Source organism: Leifsonia xyli subsp. xyli str. CTCB07 (genome assembly GCF_000007665.1).
Lineage (GTDB): Bacteria > Actinomycetota > Actinomycetes > Actinomycetales > Microbacteriaceae > Leifsonia > Leifsonia xyli_C.
Genome location: NC_006087.1, coordinates 377,826 through 394,727, shown reverse-complemented (window position 1 = coordinate 394,727; position 16,902 = coordinate 377,826). Strand labels below are relative to the sequence as shown.

The window sequence follows — 16,902 nt, the reverse complement described above, 5'->3', positions numbered from 1 at the left end:
GTGACGCCCAACCCGAAACGGGAGACACCATGTCCGACCCCATCACCCCCGAGGTTCCCACCCAGCAGCCCGTCGAGGCGCCGGCAGAAGTCACGCCGGACCCGAATCCGGAAGCGCCGAAGCCGACCGAAACGGTCGACTTCTGGAAGCAGAAGGCACGCGAGCAGGAGAACCGCGCCAAGTCGAACGCGGAAGCGGCCCGACGACTTCAGGAGATCGAAGAGTCTCAGAAGTCGGAGGCGCAGAAGCAGGCCGATGCGACAGCCAAGGCCATTCGTGACGCGGAGGAGGCCAAGGCAGAGACGCTGCGGTACAAGGTCGCCGCGACTCACAAGGTGGGTGAGGACTTCTTCGAGCTGCTCGGCTCCGGTGACGAGGAAACGCTCACGCGACGCGCTCAGCGCCTCTCCACGCTCCTCGAAGCACAGCAGGAGAACGAACAGCTCAAAGCCCAGATCGCAGCGCTCCAGGCAGGCAAGCCGATCCCGACTCCGTCGCGGCCTGTCGCCACGCTGAAGCCGGGCGCTACACCACAGGACGCCCAGACCGAGGGCGATCTCATCTACAGCTCCCTTTTCGGGGAATAACCAAGAAAGAGAGAACCAGCAATGGCTGAGTATCTTCCACTTCAAATCCCAGGGAAGGCGTTCGCGCGCCAGGCCTCGGCAGCGATCACGGGCGTCCAGCTCGTGGTCGTTTCCGGTTCCGGCACGGTAGCGCCGGCCGGAGCCGCCTCCGCGTCGTGGCTTGGAGTTTCCGGGTTCGACGCGGCGAGCGGCGACAACGTCACTGTGTTCAGCGAGGGCGTTCAGCGCATCGTCGCTTCCGGCGGCATCACCGCAGGTGCGCTTGTTGAGGGCGCTGCGGGCGGCAAGGTCGCCATGCACGCCAACGGCACCAACGACTACAACGTTGTCGGCCTGGCGCTCAGCACGGCCGCAGACGGGGCCCTCGTCGAGGTCTCCCTCCTCCGATAACCGGCGCGAGCCAGTAAGGACACAACCATGCCGTACGTTTACCCGCCGGCCGCGCCCACCATCTCGGGCGACGCCGTCACCATCTCCCGGTTCCTCAACGACCCGACCCTTATCGCGCGTCGCCTGCGGACCATCCTCGAGCAGCGGTTCATCGCCGACTCGCTCCTGACCGGCCGCTACTCGGTGTCCGGTGGCGCCGTCCAGTACGAGACCGGCGAGCCCATCTACACCACCGACACCCCTCGTGCCGTTACCCCCGGCTCGGAGTACCCTCTCACGGGTGCCCCGACCGGTGTCGCGTCGATTGCGAAGACGGTCAAGTGGGGTCAGGACACCATCGTCACCGATGAGTCCATCTCCCGGCAAAAGATGCAGCCGGTCAACCGTGCTCTCACGAAGCTGGGAAACCAGAACGTGAAGTACGTCGACTCGATCGCCCTGTCTGCGATCTCGTCCGCCGTCACCCAGACCACCGCTGCTGCGGCTGCCTGGACGTCGGCGACGGCGGCGCAGATCTTCAAAGACGTGGCCCTCGCGAAGGCGAACATCGTAGCCCTCAACCAGGGCTACGAACCCGACACTGTCGTGGTGTCGGACCTCGCCTGGGCTAACGCCCTCTCCGCGTTCGTCGCGTCGGGCTACCTGTCCCGTGAGAACGCGGCACAGAACCCGACCCTCACGGGAGACTTCCCGGTGATCAACGGCCTCCGTTGGCTCGTCACCCCGAACCTCCCCACCGCGAACACCGCCCTGGTGCTGGACTCCACCGTCCTCGGCGGCATGGCCGATGAGAACATCGGCGGCCCAGGTTACGCGTCCACGGACGGCATCGGTGTCGAGGTCAAGTCGATCCGCGAGGACGAGAACGACCAGTACCGTCTGCGCGCCCGCCGCGTCACGGTCCCGATCGTGGTTGAGCCCGCCGCGGGGTGGAAGCTCACCGAAATCGGTACCTGATGGGGTACCGGGTGAGCACACCGCTCGTGATCGCGAGCGATGAGGCTGGCCGGCAAGTATACCTGTACACCGGCCAGCCCGTCCCGTCGAACGTTCCCGAGGAGGAGATCAAGCGTCTCCTCGAGGAGGAGTTCATCGTCTCGGATGGTGCCGATGAGGAGGACTCGTTCCCCGATGGGACCGCTGAGGAGTCCGACTCGTTCCCCGATGGTGGCCCGTCCGAGGAGTGGACGGTGAAGCAGCTTCGCGCCTACGCAAAGGCTTTCGACGTCGACCTCGGCAATGCCACCAGCAAGCCCGACGTCCTCGCCGCCCTGGCGTAACAGAAAGGGGGCCGTCATGTTTGATCTCGCGGACGTCAAAGACGTCGTAGACCGGTGGCGGTCCCTCACCCCAGATGAGGAACAGATCGCCTCCGTGCTGATCTCGGATGCGTCGGACATCATCCGTGTGCGGTGGCCCGACGTCGACCATCGGTTGGAGGTCGGATCACTCTCGACCTCGACGCCCGTTCGGATCGTGGCGAACATGGTCCGTCGAGCCATGTTGAACCGCGGCAACGAGGGTGTCACACAGGGCACTGAAGTCACGGGCCCGTTCACACGGTCTGAGACGTACTCGAACCCGAACAACAACCTCTACCTCTCCGCAGAAGAGGTGAAAGCACTCGACCCGCTCGGGTATGGTCCACGGGCGAAGGTGGGGTGGCTCGCATGAGCCTCACCGTCACCCGCACACGCATGGTCGACTCGGGGGCCAAGGATCGGTACCTCAAGCCGATCCTGAAGCCCGTGACATCAAGGTTCGTCGCGCACGTCTTCGCCCCCGTCGTCACGAACGACGTGACGGGCGTGGACACCGTCATCTCATCGGATGGCGGCACCCTGTACTTCCGCGCACCCAACACGGCCGACGCTCTCCCCAACGATCGATGGACGGTGCGCGGAACCGAATACGAGTCCGAGGGTGTCGAGACGGTGTGGAACAACATCGCAGGTGACCCGGTCGGAACCGTCGTAGTTGTCAAGCGAACGGAGCCGACTCGTGGGTAAGAACATCAAGGTCAAGATCAACCAAGCTGCCTGGGGTGACCAGGTCATGGCCGGCCCAGAGATGCGGGCCTACCTCCAGCAGCTCGGAGGTCAGGTCGCGAGCAAGCTTCCCGGCGCATCTGTGGAAGTGTCGTCCTCCCGAACGGTGCGAGGCGGCGTTGGTGCGCTCGCGCGATCATCACCACCAGTATCCCGCTCGAGGATGAGGCAGCGAACGGTACAGCTCAGGCCGTACTGCAGTCGGTGGTTCCCTCTGCTCACGCTCCGAAGCAGACTCGCGTGTACAAGGCGCGTGAGGCGAAGCGTCAGAAGCGTCGCTCATGAGTGAGGGCGTGCTGTTCTCGGACCTGCCGGCGGTGACAATCCCGAAGCTGCAGGCACTGTTGGACACCCGCCCCGAGCCATACGCAGACGGTGCGGCAGTGTCGAACAAAGTCATCCCCGGCAAGCGCCGCATGGTTACCCTGAACCTCGGTGCCGGTACTGGGACGTTCAACACCCTGAACGACACTACTCTCCGCATAAACGTGCGCGCTGACGGCGAGGGCGATGCGGCGAATCTCGCGCTTCTCGTCCGGGCGATCTTCGAAGCGGCATCTCCTCTCGGTCTCCGCGACGGGAACCCGATCACCGCATGTCGCATCACCGCGGGTCCGGTCGAGGTGCCCAACGACACCGATTCTTTTCCAGTGGTACATGGTCGCGAACGTGACCCGCCGCGGAACCCAGTTCACCTGAGCAACCCACAACCCTGATGCCGTCGCTCGTGGCGGCTTTTTCTATGCCCCGAGTGGGCGAGGAGGACGAATCATGCCCACAGGAACTCTCGATTCCCGGAACGTCCGGGTTGCGCCGACCGGCGCATGGTACGGGCCCCGCTGGGCACGACCGGCCCAACTTCTGCCAGCGCCGCCCTGCCGGCCTCGTGGAACAACCTCGGATACATCAGCAAGGATGGTTCCACACGCACCACGGATCGTTCCACGAATGACATCAAGGCGTGGCAGAACTCGGCGTTGATGCGCACCGTGGTCACTGAGGCGTCGGTGTCGTACAAGTTCGTGATGCTCGAGTCCCGTCGCGCCACGGTCGCCCTGTACTTCGGCACCACCGTGGGCGGCGACGGCACTTTCGACGTGAAACCGGCGAACACGAGTGGTCGTCAGTCGTTCGTGTTCGATATCATCGACGGGACCGACATCCGCCGCGTGTGGATCCCCGAGGGTGAGGTTGTCGAGGTCGGCGACCTCACGTTCGACGCGCGCGACCCGACCGGCTACGAAGTAACGATCAAGGCGTATGCCTCTTCCATCATCAACGGTGGTGTGGAGCGCGTTTTCAACCCGGGCCTGAACGACAACTCTGCCGCCGCCCCGGGCATGGTGTTTGCCTCCGATGCCAACATCACTGCCTCCGACTCGGCCAACGCGGCCAAGCTCGCCGGCCTCGGATACGCCGCCAACCCCACGTCGGCGTGGACTACTGGTCAGAAGATCACGATCGGCACCTACGACTTCAACTGGTCGGGCACCGGCTGGGCGGCCGGAACGCACGCGTAACCAGACCGGAGCCGGGGCGTTTTCAGGTGACGTTCCGGCCCCGCCTTACCTGGATCACCTGAAAGGAGCCACGTCGTGGCCACAGTTGACATCACCCCATCCCCTCGCCGCAAACCGCTGAAGATCAACTACGGCGACGACCAGTTCGTCCTGTCGACGCGCATTCCGCTCGAGCTGATCAACGCACAGGATTCAGTTCCGAGGCCGAAGGTTATGGCCGGATCTCAGAAGGACTCGTATCAGCAACAGGTAGGCATCGTTTGTTGAGAATGTCCTCTCGGAGGACTTCCGCGCGATCCTTGACCTCGCTGACGTGGCTCCCGTTTTTGAGGCATGGTCGGAGGCATCGGGCTGAGGAAAATCGCAGAGCTCCGACAGCTCTGGCGGAGGTACCAAGGTCCGTTCGTCTTCGAACTACGACGAGGCGGACTGACGCTCGACGACATTTACCGGATCCCCGAGGAGACGGCGGCGTACGTCAGCGTCGCGGCCGCTCAACCGGAGTCTCCTCTACACGCGGCGATCAACAACTGGGAGTACCCGCTCTCCCGAGAGGGGATGCTGCTCCTCGATCTCATCGACCTGCAGGGAGCGAAGAGCTCCAAAAAGAACCAGTGGAAGCCGCTCCCGAGGCCGTGGCAACGGCCTGAACGGATCGGCTACACCGAACTGTCGTACGACGAGGCCATAGCCCTTCTGAAGAAGAACGAAGGCCGCTAAGCCGTCTGATTGGTGCTCGCGAACGCAGCCTGGCGCAGGTCGGGCCCGTAGTGCTTGTTCCACCACATGTTGTGGCCGCAATACTGGCACTTTTTGAAAAACGGCAGGAACAGCAGCCCGATCCCGCCCGTGCAGCAGCCAATGAACCACAGCGTGGAGGTGCGGCTGATGTTCCCACCACCACCCTCGCAGAGTTTGCGATCGATGCAGCCGCGCTGCGAATAGATGTTCTGGTGTTGGGATATTCCATCCGGGTCCTTTCGGTCTGGTAGAGCAAACCTACCGCTGCACCTTTCTCCATCGGGCAACCCGTCTTCGGCCGCCGTAAAAAATCCACGAAGGCCAGCCATCGCGCTGGCCTTTCGCGTACCCGCTCGGAGGTGACCTGTGTCCGAAGCAGCGGTCGCCGAAGTAACCATCATCCCGGTCTCCAAAGGGGCGCAGGGGCAGATCGAGCAGCAGCTCGGCGGTGATGTGGTCGGCCAGAAGGTCGGCGCGAGGATGGGCGCAAGCCTGATCTCCTCTCTGGGGTCGATTCTCAAGGGCACCGGGGCTGCAGCGGTCACCACCGCCGCCACCGGGATCGGTGTCGCTCTTACCAGCGGGTTTGCCCGCCTGAACAACATCGACGTCGCCCGGGCGAAGCTGACCGGTCTCGGCAACGACGCCACCACCGTCGACGGCATCATGGCCAACGCTCTAGCTTCGGTGAAAGGCACAGCGTTCGGTCTCGGTGACGCCGCCACTGTCGAGGCGGGCGCTGTCGAGGCGGGCATCAAGCCAGGGCAGCAGCTCGAGGGCGTTCTCAAATCGGTCGCGAACTCCGCCGCCGCATCCGGGTCGTCGCTGTCTGACATGGGGTCGATCTTCAACAAGGTCGCCTCGACGGGCAAGGCGCAGAACGACGTTCTGCAACAGGTCGCTGACCGGGGCATCCCGATCTACTCCGCTCTCGCGTCCCAGCTTGGTACCACGGCGGATGCGGTGTTCGACATGGCATCTAAGGGACAGATCGGGTTCGACCAATTCCAGTCCGCGATAACCGCGGCGTCTGGCACAGTAGCTCAGGAGATGGGGAAGACAGTTCCCGGGGCGCTTGACAACTTCCAAGCCTCACTGTCCCGCATCGGTGCCGGGGCACTGAGCGGGATCTTCCCGCAGCTAGCACCGCTGATCATCGGCATCACGAACGCTATGGGGCCGCTCGAGGGCATGGCGGCCAAGCTCGGTGACACCATCGGTGCCCGCCTCGCCCCCGCTTTCGAATCCGTCGCCGCTTTCCTGAACGGCGCCAACGGCGGCTTCGCCGGCCTGTTCAGACCCTCGCACCAATCGCCGGCGTCCTCGCCCCACTGACCGGTGCGTTCCTCGCCCTCGGCACGGGAGCTCTCCCCGCCGTGCTGGGCAAGATCCCGATCCTCGGTGACATGCTCGGCGGTCTCGCGGGCCCGTTGAAGTTCCTGGGCGGCCCCATCGGCATCCTGATCGGCGCATTCGCCGGCCTGATCGCCGTCTCGCCTCAGCTTCAACAGGCATTTGGTGTCATCGGTAGTCAGCTCGCGCAAACGTTCGGGAACCTCCTGACAACGCTTGGCCCGGTGATCGGTCAGATCGGGTCCGCTCTCGCTGTGATGGCGCAGACCATCGGTGGGGTGCTTGCGAACGCGCTGCTGACGGTGGCGCCGTTCCTGTCGCAGCTGGTGAACATCCTCGGCGGTGTTCTGGTCGCGGTGCTGCCGTCTGTCGTGACGCTCATCACACAACTGTCGGGAATCTTCTCATCCCTCGCCAGCGCGCTCGTTCCGGTGGTGGGTGCGGTGCTGCAGGCTCTCATCCCCGCGTTCGCAGGGTTGGGACCGATCGTGGGAACCATTGTGTCTGCGCTGGTGCCGCTGGTGTCGATGCTCGCGTCCGCGCTCATGCCGATCTTCCAAGCAGTTGCTCCCATCGTGGGAACACTGGTGAAGGCGATCGCACCTCTGATCCCCATTGTGCTGCAGTTGGCAACCTCGCTCGCCGCCCAGTTAATGCCGATCTTCGCCCAGCTCATCCCCGTTCTCGCCCCGATCATCCCCATGATCGTGAACCTCGTCGTGGAACTCGTTGGCATGCTGGCCCCGATCCTGCAAGCCCTCGCCCCGGTCGTCAGTCTAGCTGATCACCGCGTTCATGCCGTTGGTTGGGGTGCTTTTGCCGCCGTTGATGGGCCTGTTCTCCGCGCTGATGCCGATCATCCAGGAACTGTTCAATGTGTTCCTGCAACTACTCGCCCCTGTGTGGGGTCTCATCCCGCCGTTGCTGCAATTGGTGCAGTTGATCATCCCGCCCCTGGCACAGGTGCTGCAGTTCCTCGCCAGTATCATCAACGGTGTTCTGAAAGGCGCGTTCGCGTATCTGATCCCGGTCATCCAGTCGGTGGTGCAGATGATCTCGACGTGCTGCAACCGATCATCAAGGGCATCACGGACGTTCTTGGTGGGGTGATCACCTTCCTGACCGGTGTGTTCACCGTGAACTGGTCGAAGGCATGGGACGGCATCGTCCAAATATTCTCTGGTATCTGGAACGGCATCGTCGGGATCGTGAAAGGCGTCATCAACGGCATCATCGATATGGTCAACGGTGTCATCGGCGGCATCAACGGTGTCGCCGGCGTCGTGAAGGACGCCACCGGTGGGGCGATCAACATCTCGGTCGGGAAGATCCCGCGCCTTGCTGAGGGTGGCATCGTCCAGGCGGTCCCGGGCGGCATCATGGCGAACATCGGTGAAGGCCGCTACCCGGAGGCGGTGATCCCGTTGAAGCCGGGCATCCTGTCCGAACTGGGTGGTCAGCCTGCTTCGAGCCGTGAGGCGCCGTACATGTATGTCGATAAGATCGTCGCCCCGGACAATGATCCGGTCGTGTCGGGTCGGATCATGGGACGCGAGTTCGCTCGTGTGGCGGCGGGGAGCATCTGATGATGGTTGCCATCGACAGTCTGGTACTTCCCGCCAGCCCCGCAGAATCGGGCACGCCAGGGTTCTGGCTGGTCTTCCTCGGTGACTGGGACGCTGTCTCGGAATCCAAGAGCGAAATCTGGGAACGCCCGCAGGCTGACGGGTCATTCGCGATCGCGATGGACTGGCGCAAGTCGTTGACGTTCTCGATCAAGGGTGCCTTCCTCGGCGCCGCCCGCTCGGATGTGCAGGCAGCAAAACAGCTCCTGAAGTCGACCATTCGCACGAGGCCGATCAGCGACCGTACTCGTGACGGATGCTGACGGGCCGATGCGGCGTGTTGCGTCGGTTCGGTCGGTGATCCTCGACCCTGACTATGGTGGGAACCAGTTCACCTTCACGGTCGACCTGGTTGCATTCGACCCGCTCATGTACGGGCCCGATCAGTCGTACTCGACCGGTGTCCCCATGTCGGGAGGCGGGTTGTTGTTCCCCTTGGGCACGAATCGGAACACGGGCCTTGTTGACGCCACCGCACCGTACTGGGACTTCGGCGCGGACGGGTCTTCGGGGCGGGTGTCGTTCACGAACACGGGCACAGCGCCAACGTGGGGAGCCCTGACTGCAACGAGCGGCCTCAGCAGCGGGTTTACCGTGACGGATGTGACCACCGGTCAGACGGTTCGGTTTGAGCGTGTCCTCCCTGATGGGTCTCTGGTGCAGATCAACCAGCGCACCGGGCGGGCATGGATCGACTCGCCAAGCAATGACGTGTCTGTGCACCTCACGGGTAGGGATTTCTTCCAGGTCGGTCCCGGTGAGACTCACCAGATCCAGTTCTCCCCCTGAGGACCGTGACGGGCACGCCCCAGTTCACGTTCACGGCAGCACCAGCCAACCGGTAGGAGGTCACCGATGACGCGGTACATCATCGGTGACCTCCGAACCGGCCGGCGCATCCTCGACCTCCCTGTGTTGAAGGGCCCGTGGGATGACTCCCTAGGTGTGATGTCCAGGGGGGTTGTTTCGGCGATACGGTCGTGAGGAGTTGAGGGGCGAGGGCCTCCGGTTGTGAAGTGGAGCTGTTCAGTTCAACCGCTTCACGATCCAGGAGGCCTTCGTGTCCCACGTTAACGCTGCTCTCACACCGCGCGCTCGTCTGCGCCTTGCCAGGCTCATCGTCGAGGACCATTGGCTGGTCTCCGTCGCAGCGAAGATGTTTATGGTCTCGCCCGTTACCGCGCGGAAATGGGCGGCGAGGTTCCGCGCCGAAGGCACGGGAGGGATGACCGACCGGTCTAGCCGCCCACGATCGATGCCAACGCGGACGCCGTTGCCCGTGCTCAAGCGGATCGTGCGGGCGAGGTGGCGACGACGCCTGGGGCCGGTGCAGATCGCCGGCGAGCTTGGCCTTCCCGCCTCGACCGTCCACGCCGTCCTGGTGTGCTGCCGCATCAACCGGCTCTGCACCATTGATCGGGTCACGGGCGAGCCGATCCGTCGCTACGAGCACGACCACCCTGGATCGCTGATCCATGTCGACGTGACGAAGTTCGGCAACATCCCCGACGGCGGCGGCTGACGATTCGTCGGCCGCGTCCAGGGCGAACGCAACCGGGAAGCGACCGCCACCCGCACGAAGAGCAGGAACCACCGCTACGAGCCACGGTTGGGCACCGTGTTCGTCTACACGATCATCGACGACCACTCCCGCGTCGCCTACGCCGAGATCTGCTCCGACGAGAAGGCGGACACCGCGATCGGTGTCCTGCGGCGTGCTGTCGCCTGGTTCGCCGACCGGGATGTCAGCGTCGAACTCGTCCTCTCGGACAACGGCTCCGCCTACAAGTCCTACGCCTGGCGAGACGCCTGCACAGAGCTCGGGATCAGGGCGAAGAAGACCCGACCATACCGACCACAGACCAACGGGAAGATCGAACGCTTCCACCGCACACTCGCCGACGGATGGGCCTACGCCCGGTTCTATGGTTCAGAGGCCGAACGACGAGAAGCACTCCCCGGCTGGCCCCACTTCTACAATCATCACCAGCACCACTCCGCCATCAGAGCCCCACCCATTAGCAGAATCGACAACAACCTCCCTGGACATCACAGTTAGACACTGCGGAGACGATCCGGGTCACGGTGGACATGCAGGATCCGGATGTGCAGGCGCTCGACCTCCGCAACACCGCATCGAAGGGGAAGGCATTTCTCGGAGTCGTGGAGGATGACACGATCAAGGCGTGCGGGCCGATCTGGACGCGCAGCTACAACCAGCCCGACCGGACGCTGCAGATCGGGGCGAAGGGGCTCATGTCCCTGTTCGATCACCGCCTGGTGATCCCACTGCTTGCGGAGAGCCTGGACGTCACCCAGTGGACGATCCCGGACCTTGCGGACAATACCAAGACGATCGCGAACCCGCTTCTGACCACCCAGTACACCGCCATCTGGTGGGGGACGATGGCCAAACGCCTCGTGCAGCAGACGCTTGCTCGCACGGGCGGCAACCTGCCGATCGTGTTCCAGGCAGACGAGATCGACGGGGTTGCTGACCACACCAAGACGTATCTCGGAGTGGACTTCAAACCGGTAGGGGAAGCGCTCAAGCAGCTGACAGAGCTGCAGGGCGGCGTGGAGATCAACTTCGCCCCCAGGTTCACCACAGACGGTCTCGGCGTGGAATGGTTCATGCAGACGGGGACTGTCGCGCAGCCGCTGATCTACGCGAAGTCCGTCTCGTCGTGGAACGTGACCGTGGACGACTCGCCCGTGTCGGACTTCCAGATCGACGAGGACGGAACCATGCTGGGATCGTTTTCCTGGGGGACGGGAGGCCGGCAGGCCGACGATGTTCTCGTGTCGCGGGCGTACGACTCGACCCTGATTGACCAGGGGTTCCCAATGATGGAGATCGTCGACTCGTCCCACTCGACCGTGTCGATCCAGTCCACGCTGGACAAATACGCAGCCCAGAACGCGATCAACGGTCGAGGATCGGAGGAGACGTGGTCCTTCACCGTGGAGGCACGGCCCACCGATGACGACGGCAACCCGGCGGGTCCCTGGGTGAACTCCTACAACGTCGGCGACTTCTGCGACATCACCATTGCTCCCTACCACCCAACTACCGGTGTAGGGGACCCCTACCTCACTTCGGGCGGCACGTTCCGCCGTCGCATTGTCTCAATCTCGGCTGATGAGAAGGGCGAGACGGTCAAGATCAAGTGCGTCCCAGAGGTGGTGAGCTGATGGCCCAGGGATATAAAGCCCCACGTGACGGGATGGACGCCCTCACCGGGGCGTTATCTGATCAGCGTGAACGTCTCCGGGAGCTTGAGCGGCCCACGGGCACGTCTATCGGTTCGCTGGTGCAGCAGGTTCAGCAGACCCTCGCCAACATTGTTGGTCAGGTGAACACGATCGCGACCAGGTGGATGGCGGCGAACGCATACACCCGGGCGCAGGTCGACTCTCAGGTTGCGTCCCCGGGCGCGATCAATCCCACTCGGGCGACGTGACAGCGGCAGGGCAGGTCACCAGCGCCAGGACGTTGAAGTCCATCGGGAGTTTCAACTACCAGGTCACGTCCGGGTACAAATCGGCATGGATCAACAATGACGGGCAGGTTGGTTTCTCGCCGTCAACACGTGAGGTCAAGAAGGATCTCGAACCCTTCCCCAACGACCTCGCCGACGCATTCCTCTCCCTCACCCCCCTACCTCGGCCGGTACACGTGGGACGAGGAAACGGAACCGTTGAAGGTGTTCCTGATCGCCCAGGACGTTCAGCCGGCCGGGTTCGGCCCCGATGTTGTCCCGTTGGATGAGGACGGCCACCCGGCGACGATCAACTACTCCCAGCTCGTGGTCCCGCTTCTGGCTGTCACCCGACGGCAGCAGGAGCAGATCGACTCTCTCAGCGCACGCCTCACAAACCTCGAATCCTGACGCTCAGGTCCGCCCAACCCGCACCCCGCGGACGTGGATCACGCTGCCCGCTTTTCCTCGTTGATACTCCACAAAACCCTTACTGGAGGGGCTCATGACTATTCGCAGTGGTTTGACGGCGAAGAAGGCCACCACGGACGCGGATGACACCCGGTACGACTTCCATAACCTGAGTGGTGTGTAACGCCGACGGTTCCCCACGCGGTGGCCTGATGTCACCGGTCACCGGGGTGCTGTCCCCGACGGCGACGATGAACACTGCGGTGGCTGCCTTTTCGGCGGTTGCTGTTCGTGATGGTGGTGTGGTTTTGCTGGCGAATGACGGCACAGTGAACGTGTTGCACGCTGCCGCCCCGGCCGCGAACTCGCGCATCGACGTGATCTACGCGAAGCAGAATGATTCCTCATCCACGGTCACCACCCCCGACACCAACGACACCCCAACGAGTTATCATCACCCAGACAGCGGTGCTCACCGCAGCCCCCGGTGCCGAGGTTCCCTTCCGGACTCTCACAGACCTCAACGGGTGGACGACGCCCCGGCCCTGGCAGAAGGCCACCGTCTTCAACGATTCAGCCAATTCGGGAACGTATGCGTGGAACTCAGTTTCCAGCGTGTGGGCGCGTCAGCAGTCTGGCCGTCTTGGCCGTTCCCGGCTGGGCGCAGCCGCGGTTATTTCGGCGGCGTCTCCGTCGGGATGGACATCCTCACCATCACTGCGAACAGCATCGGCGGGGTGTGCATGGTCGATGTCGCCGCGAACGTCTACAACCCGAACTCGGGCGCAGCCCGCGCATCCGGCCTGCGCCTCGTGTGCGACGGGGTCCAGATCGACGACATCTGGCAGCTCGACATCCCGAACCCCGGCGGCGCGTCCTCCGGTGTCGCCGGTGTCGTCCGCGCTGAGTCGACCCCGGGCGCTGGTTCACACACGTGGACATTCCAAGCGAACGCATCAGCTGCGGCCTCGGTCGCGATCCGATCTGCCGTGATAACCGTGCAGGAGGTGTGAGATGACCGACATGGCAGCCCTGCTTGAGGGTGTTGATATCTCCTATATGCAGGGTGACTACACCCCTGCGGGTGAGGATTTCGTGATCATCAACGCTTCCCGCGCCAACATCGGACTCACCGTGGGGTCCTGCTACCGGGCACAGGTCGCAGGCGCCCGTGAAGCTGGGAAGCATGTTGGGCATTACTTCTTCAACGGGAACCTCGACCCAGTGGTGTGTGCGGACTTCTTTATTGCGAACCTGGCCTATGAGGTGGGGGATTCGCTGTGGCTGGATGTCGAGGCGGAACCGTCAACGAACACGGCAGCCTGGGATCCGGCGCAGGCGCTCGCCTTCCTGAACCAGGTGAAGACCCGTCTCGGGGTGGTCCCGGGCGTGTATCTGAACAAGTCGCTCATGGACGGCATGGACTGGTCCGCCGTCGTCGCCGTCGGCGCGCCCTTGTGGATCGCGTCCTACAACCCGCCCCCACCACCCATCCGGTGGTGGCCCACCTGGACGGTATGGCAGTACACCTCTACCCCCATCGACCGTAACAAAGCCCAAACGTCGCTGATCACGGCTTTCACAACCCCAACCCTTTTGGAGGATGACATGAGGATCCAGATGATCAAGACGGGTGATGCCTCCGGCGCGATCGGCACGTTGAACCCGGACGGGACCCTCGACTGGCTGACCGCGGACGAGTTCCAGGCCCTGACCCGCACGGGCCTGGTCGAGCCCGTCCATGCGGAAGGCGACGGGACGGTGTGGGGCATCCTCGCATCCCGCACCGCACGCCTCCGCGCACAACAGGGCGGCGACCCCGTGGCCCTCGCGAAGTCCGTGTCCGCCCTTCTCGTCCCCGCCGTACTGGCCGGCATCCAGGCCAACAGTGGCCTCTCCCTCACCCCTGAACAAGTCCAGGCCGCGTGCGAGACCGCGATCAAAGACGTATTCGCCCACGCATCCGCCTAGAACCCTGTCCCGAACCCCATGAGAGGGGACGCTATGGCTGATATTCCCATCGGGTGGGCCACGTTGATCGCCGCGGCCGTGACCGCGGCCGGTGGTATGGCCGCGATCGTCATCTCGATCGTGCTGGGCGCCCGCACCCGCCGCGACGTGAGACACATCGCATCCGACGCCCGCGAGGTCAAAGACCAAGTGACGAACAGCCACTCCGTCGCTACGAGCACGACCACCCTGGATCGCTGATCCATGTCGACGTGACGAAGTTCGGCAACATCCCCGACGGCGGCGGCTGACGATTCGTCGGCCGCGTCCAGGGCGAACGCAACCGGGAAGCGACCGCCACCCGCACGAAGAGCAGGAACCACCGCTACGAGCCACGGTTGGGCACCACCGCCGACCAAGAACAAACCCGCACCGGGCACCGCCTCAGCGAACGCCTCACCAGCCTCGAACACCCCCGCCTTCCCGAAGGAGAATCATGAGCAAGCACCTCACCGCCGAGATCCCGGACATTATTCACACCGGCCAACGGGTCCTCCGCACGATCATCCAGGCAGGGATCCCCGCCTTCCTGACCTTCGCGGTGATCCTCCCGCAGGTCATCGACGCCCTCGGCCTCCCCGTCACCTCGAGGGTCTACCTGTGGATGGTCGGCCTCGCCGGCATCGTCACGGCGATCGCCGCCGCTCTCACCCGCATCATGGCCATCCCCACCATCAACCACTGGCTCACAACCATCGGCCTCGGCACCATGAAAAAACCAACACCCAAACCCCCGCCACCACACCCGCCAACCCGACACAGAACCCCGCCACCATCCCACCCACAAACCCCTGACACCCAACACGCTCTGGCCCCGGCTCGCTGACTTCGGTTGGCGGGCCGGGGCTGTTTCGTGTACTGCGCCGAGGTCCGGGACTACGCCTGCATACCTTCGTTCTCGGGAGGCTCGATGACCCCGACTTGACATGGGTTGTATTCTTCTTGTCATGGCCGGTGTGAACGAACTGCAGCTGCTCACCACGTCCATCGGTGAGTTCGCCGTCGATGCTATCGGCCGCGAGACCATCAACGGGCTCCAGGTTGTCATGGAGGCTGTCGATCGTCTTGGTCATGTCAGCATTGCGTTGAAGGACAACTCGGACGCCGAGCAGAAGCGTGTGCTTCGCGAGCTTTTCGACATCGAGCGAATGTACTACGACGAGGCAGCGCTTGCGTTCCAGTTTATCCACGAGCTCGAACCCGACATCGCCGCCAAAGCGAACGTTCCAGTTTACTGCTACGCATGAGCGCTGTCCCGGCGCTACGCAGCCCAGAGGATTGTCTGCGTCGAGCTGTCTCATTCAAGGAGACAGCCGAGAACCTCCTTGCTGTGGATGATGAGTGGTTCGCGGTCTGCTACTTCTATTCGGCGTACCATACCGTAAAGGCCGCGTTCATTGAGGATCCAGTATTCGATGACATGAGCCGCTTATCGGGGATTGATCAGTTCCTGATCATGGAGGACAGGTACGCGACGAGCCACCATGGGCGAGTCTCGGGTGGTCGCCGTCGAATGGGCGTCAACGATGTCGTCACCCGCATCTACCCTGAGATCGCAACAGAATATGTCCGCTTACATATGGCGAGTGTCGCCGTCCACTATAGCCACGGCCTCGGTGTGATCTCCACGGAATCCGTGAAGGGTGACTTCGCACGAGTAGTCGAGTGCTACTTGTCAGGAGCGATGCACGCCTAACACCACACACCAACAAGCCCCGGCCCATCCCTCACATGAGGCGGTGGGCCGGGGCTGGTTTGTCGTTGGTCGGGTGCAATCCTTGCCCTAAGTGTTGCTTTATATCCAACCACACATGTGGTCGAGAATCACGCAACGCGTTAACGTCGGCCGCCACCGGCTCGCTCAGGGGCAATGTCCCGTAGAGTTTTTAGTCTATGAGCGATGTTGATATCGCGCTGGTGGACGCGCTGGCGGAAGATCTGGTCGCGCAGCACCGCGAGCTCCTCCGAGCCCTCGTGGACCAGCGCAAGTCTCACGATCTTACCCAAGAGATGGTCGCCGAACGGATGGGCGTCAGCCAGCCAACCGACCGTGGCGGCCTTCGAGCGCTACGAAGCCAATCCCACCCTGTCGACCATCCGCCACTATGCCCTGGCCATCGGCGCTGGCATCAAACATCATGTCGAAGACCAGTGTTACGACATCGATACCGAGTTCAATGTCATCGCGCAGACGAGGAGAGGCCATGAGTGCGTCGAATGACGCTGTCGCCCCGGGTGAATACCTTGAAGAGTGGCTCCAGGAGGAGGGCCTGTCCCAGCAGGTTGTCGCCGGCCTCCTCGGTTGCAGCCGCAAACAAGTCAACGAAATCATCAACGGCCACGCACCCATCACGAACGACAGCGCGATTCGTCTTGAACGTGTCGTCGGGCGTGAGGAACGATTTGGTGACAGGTTGGGTTTAGGCCGCGAGTGTTCGTGGCGTTAGGGGTAGCTTGGCTTCGAACTCGATGGGCTTCAACCCGCCGAGGGTGTCTTGGCTTCGCTGCCGGTGGTATTTCCGCTCGATCCAGAGCACGATCGCCAGGTGCAGTTCCTGACGGGTCGCCCATCGGCGCTGGTTGAGGACGTTGGTTTGCAGCAGCGACCAGAACGACTCCATGGCGGCGTTGTCGCCAGCGGCGCCGACACGTCCCATCGAGCCGACCAGGCCATGGTGGGCCAGCGTCCGGAGGGCTTTCCGGCTTCGGAATTGGCTGCCGCGGATGCTCTCCTA

At 63.3% G+C, this 16,902-nt stretch carries 26 protein-coding genes and 3 pseudogenes; 27 read left to right on the top strand and 2 right to left on the bottom strand.

What is annotated here, in order from left to right:
* Positions 1-29: 29 nt before the first annotated feature.
* From LXX_RS12495 to LXX_RS01850, 10 genes are all read left to right on the top strand, one after another.
* On the top strand, positions 30-587 hold the full coding sequence (locus LXX_RS12495) for a hypothetical protein (RefSeq protein ID WP_011185398.1): 558 nt from the start codon (positions 30-32) through the stop codon (positions 585-587).
* Positions 588-608: 21 nt separating this feature from the next.
* Positions 609-977 carry a capsid cement protein gene (locus tag LXX_RS01890; RefSeq protein WP_011185397.1) on the top strand — a complete coding sequence of 123 codons (369 nt, stop codon included), beginning with the start codon at positions 609-611 and terminating at the stop codon, positions 975-977.
* 27 nt (positions 978-1,004) lie between these two features.
* The gene (locus LXX_RS01885; RefSeq protein ID WP_041767039.1) at positions 1,005-1,934 is read left to right on the top strand and encodes a hypothetical protein; all 930 of its coding nucleotides are present in this window, start codon (positions 1,005-1,007) and stop codon (positions 1,932-1,934) included.
* A gap of 11 nt (positions 1,935-1,945) precedes the next feature.
* Positions 1,946-2,257, top strand: a complete 312-nt coding sequence (locus tag LXX_RS01880; protein ID WP_141692843.1) for a hypothetical protein — start codon at positions 1,946-1,948, stop codon at positions 2,255-2,257.
* A 16-nt stretch (positions 2,258-2,273) separates the two neighbouring features.
* Positions 2,274-2,651 (top strand): Gp19/Gp15/Gp42 family protein, encoded by a 378-nt coding sequence (locus LXX_RS01875; protein WP_041767034.1) that lies wholly within the window; start codon positions 2,274-2,276, stop codon positions 2,649-2,651.
* Entirely contained in the window at positions 2,648-2,986 is a 339-nt protein-coding gene (locus LXX_RS01870; protein ID WP_011185394.1) for a hypothetical protein, read from the top strand. Before LXX_RS01875 ends, LXX_RS01870 begins: the two co-directional genes overlap by 4 nt.
* Before the next feature lie 320 nt (positions 2,987-3,306).
* Positions 3,307-3,741 carry a hypothetical protein gene (locus tag LXX_RS01865; RefSeq protein ID WP_041767031.1) on the top strand — a complete coding sequence of 145 codons (435 nt, stop codon included), beginning with the start codon at positions 3,307-3,309 and terminating at the stop codon, positions 3,739-3,741.
* 108 nt (positions 3,742-3,849) lie between these two features.
* Positions 3,850-4,545, top strand: a complete 696-nt coding sequence (locus LXX_RS01860) for a hypothetical protein (RefSeq protein ID WP_011185393.1) — start codon at positions 3,850-3,852, stop codon at positions 4,543-4,545.
* A 75-nt stretch (positions 4,546-4,620) separates the two neighbouring features.
* Positions 4,621-4,812, top strand: a complete 192-nt coding sequence (locus LXX_RS01855; RefSeq protein ID WP_041767028.1) for a hypothetical protein — start codon at positions 4,621-4,623, stop codon at positions 4,810-4,812.
* A gap of 66 nt (positions 4,813-4,878) precedes the next feature.
* On the top strand, positions 4,879-5,265 hold the full coding sequence (locus tag LXX_RS01850; RefSeq protein ID WP_011185392.1) for a hypothetical protein: 387 nt from the start codon (positions 4,879-4,881) through the stop codon (positions 5,263-5,265).
* Here the strand turns inward: LXX_RS01850 and LXX_RS01845 are convergent.
* Positions 5,262-5,615 (bottom strand): hypothetical protein, encoded by a 354-nt coding sequence (locus tag LXX_RS01845; protein WP_041767025.1) that lies wholly within the window; start codon positions 5,613-5,615, stop codon positions 5,262-5,264. The two genes, LXX_RS01850 and LXX_RS01845, sit on opposite strands and share 4 nt — an antisense overlap.
* Positions 5,616-5,652: 37 nt before the next feature.
* On the opposite strand from LXX_RS01845, the gene LXX_RS01840 reads away from it, so the two are divergent.
* The 17 genes and pseudogenes from LXX_RS01840 to LXX_RS16495 all read left to right on the top strand — a co-directional run bounded on the left by LXX_RS01840 (position 5,653) and on the right by LXX_RS16495 (position 16,614).
* A complete protein-coding gene (locus LXX_RS01840; protein WP_011185391.1) occupies positions 5,653-6,621 on the top strand; it encodes a tape measure protein in 969 nt (322 codons plus the stop codon).
* Positions 6,622-6,662: 41 nt separating this feature from the next.
* On the top strand, positions 6,663-8,225 hold the full coding sequence (locus LXX_RS01835; protein WP_011185390.1) for a phage tail protein: 1,563 nt from the start codon (positions 6,663-6,665) through the stop codon (positions 8,223-8,225).
* Positions 8,225-8,527 carry a hypothetical protein gene (locus LXX_RS01830; RefSeq protein ID WP_011185389.1) on the top strand — a complete coding sequence of 101 codons (303 nt, stop codon included), beginning with the start codon at positions 8,225-8,227 and terminating at the stop codon, positions 8,525-8,527. The genes LXX_RS01835 and LXX_RS01830 overlap by 1 nt, the downstream gene beginning before the upstream one ends.
* Before the next feature lie 34 nt (positions 8,528-8,561).
* Positions 8,562-9,053: a phage distal tail protein gene (locus LXX_RS01825; protein ID WP_256030761.1), complete on the top strand. Its 492-nt coding sequence runs from the start codon at positions 8,562-8,564 to the stop codon at positions 9,051-9,053.
* A gap of 271 nt (positions 9,054-9,324) precedes the next feature.
* Positions 9,325-10,323, top strand: a pseudogene (locus tag LXX_RS01820) (IS481-like element ISLxx4 family transposase).
* Between the two features lie 26 nt (positions 10,324-10,349).
* Complete coding sequence (locus tag LXX_RS01815; protein ID WP_041767020.1) at positions 10,350-11,459, top strand: hypothetical protein; 1,110 nt, start codon at positions 10,350-10,352, stop codon at positions 11,457-11,459.
* Positions 11,459-11,728: a hypothetical protein gene (locus tag LXX_RS01810; protein WP_011185387.1), complete on the top strand. Its 270-nt coding sequence runs from the start codon at positions 11,459-11,461 to the stop codon at positions 11,726-11,728. The genes LXX_RS01815 and LXX_RS01810 overlap by 1 nt, the downstream gene beginning before the upstream one ends.
* A gap of 237 nt (positions 11,729-11,965) precedes the next feature.
* Positions 11,966-12,157, top strand: coding sequence for a hypothetical protein (locus LXX_RS01805; RefSeq protein WP_041767016.1), 192 nt, complete (start codon positions 11,966-11,968; stop codon positions 12,155-12,157).
* A gap of 617 nt (positions 12,158-12,774) precedes the next feature.
* Positions 12,775-13,170, top strand: a complete 396-nt coding sequence (locus LXX_RS01800; RefSeq protein WP_141692900.1) for a hypothetical protein — start codon at positions 12,775-12,777, stop codon at positions 13,168-13,170.
* 1 nt (position 13,171) lies between these two features.
* Positions 13,172-14,128, top strand: a complete 957-nt coding sequence (locus tag LXX_RS01795) for a glycoside hydrolase family 25 protein (RefSeq protein ID WP_041767012.1) — start codon at positions 13,172-13,174, stop codon at positions 14,126-14,128.
* A 33-nt stretch (positions 14,129-14,161) separates the two neighbouring features.
* Complete coding sequence (locus tag LXX_RS14060) at positions 14,162-14,368, top strand: hypothetical protein (RefSeq protein ID WP_041767010.1); 207 nt, start codon at positions 14,162-14,164, stop codon at positions 14,366-14,368.
* Positions 14,326-14,511, top strand: a pseudogene (locus tag LXX_RS16500) (IS481 family transposase); the annotation flags it as partial. The gene LXX_RS14060 and the pseudogene LXX_RS16500, both read left to right, overlap by 43 nt.
* 92 nt (positions 14,512-14,603) lie before the next feature.
* Positions 14,604-14,993 carry a hypothetical protein gene (locus LXX_RS01785; protein ID WP_041767008.1) on the top strand — a complete coding sequence of 130 codons (390 nt, stop codon included), beginning with the start codon at positions 14,604-14,606 and terminating at the stop codon, positions 14,991-14,993.
* Positions 14,994-15,114: 121 nt separating this feature from the next.
* Positions 15,115-15,414 (top strand): hypothetical protein, encoded by a 300-nt coding sequence (locus tag LXX_RS01780; RefSeq protein ID WP_041767006.1) that lies wholly within the window; start codon positions 15,115-15,117, stop codon positions 15,412-15,414.
* On the top strand, positions 15,411-15,863 hold the full coding sequence (locus tag LXX_RS01775) for a hypothetical protein (protein WP_141692898.1): 453 nt from the start codon (positions 15,411-15,413) through the stop codon (positions 15,861-15,863). Before LXX_RS01780 ends, LXX_RS01775 begins: the two co-directional genes overlap by 4 nt.
* 354 nt (positions 15,864-16,217) lie before the next feature.
* Positions 16,218-16,388 carry a hypothetical protein gene (locus tag LXX_RS15185; RefSeq protein WP_155806757.1) on the top strand — a complete coding sequence of 57 codons (171 nt, stop codon included), beginning with the start codon at positions 16,218-16,220 and terminating at the stop codon, positions 16,386-16,388.
* A complete protein-coding gene (locus LXX_RS16495) occupies positions 16,306-16,614 on the top strand; it encodes a HigA family addiction module antitoxin (protein ID WP_370558460.1) in 309 nt (102 codons plus the stop codon). Before LXX_RS15185 ends, LXX_RS16495 begins: the two co-directional genes overlap by 83 nt.
* On the opposite strand, the pseudogene LXX_RS01765 reads toward LXX_RS16495, so the two are convergent.
* A pseudogene (locus LXX_RS01765) lies at positions 16,588-16,896 on the bottom strand (integrase core domain-containing protein); the annotation flags it as partial. The gene LXX_RS16495 and the pseudogene LXX_RS01765 sit on opposite strands and share 27 nt — an antisense overlap.
* Between the last annotated feature and the right edge of the window lie 6 nt (positions 16,897-16,902).